This is a genomic window from Mesorhizobium carmichaelinearum (genome assembly GCF_900199455.1).
Classification (GTDB): Bacteria; Pseudomonadota; Alphaproteobacteria; order Rhizobiales; family Rhizobiaceae; genus Mesorhizobium; species Mesorhizobium carmichaelinearum.
On the sequence record NZ_FZQR01000166.1, the window covers coordinates 1 to 430 of the forward strand.

The 430-nt window shown below is 32.3% G+C and carries 1 protein-coding gene; it reads left to right on the forward strand.

The window, feature by feature from the left end; all coding sequences use genetic code 11:
- The coding region (locus tag CKW40_RS46275; protein WP_179298326.1) for a chorismate-binding protein at nucleotides 1-430 on the forward strand (430 nt) is incomplete at both ends.

The window sequence follows — 430 nt, forward strand, 5'->3', positions numbered from 1 at the left end:
GCGTTATTACAAACTGATGAAATCCAAGTAGCGTCTATCTCACCAGAATTATTTTTTCAAAAAGGACAATTTAACAATGTCGATAACGTTATCATAAGCAAACCGATGAAAGGGACAATGCCTAGAGGTAAAACGGAAGCTGAAGATCAACAGTATTATAAAACATTGCAAACTTCTTCGAAAGATCGTGCAGAAAATGTCATGATTGTTGATTTACTAAGAAACGATATAGGGAGAATATCACAGAGTGGCTCAATTAAGGTGTATAAACTATTTTTTATTGAGGCATATAAAACTGTATTTCAAATGACTTCGATGGTAAGTGGAACTTTAAAAATTAATACAGACTTAACTCAAATTTTAACATCGTTATTTCCTTGTGGTTCGATTACAGGTGCACCGAAACTGAATACAATGAAATATATTAAAC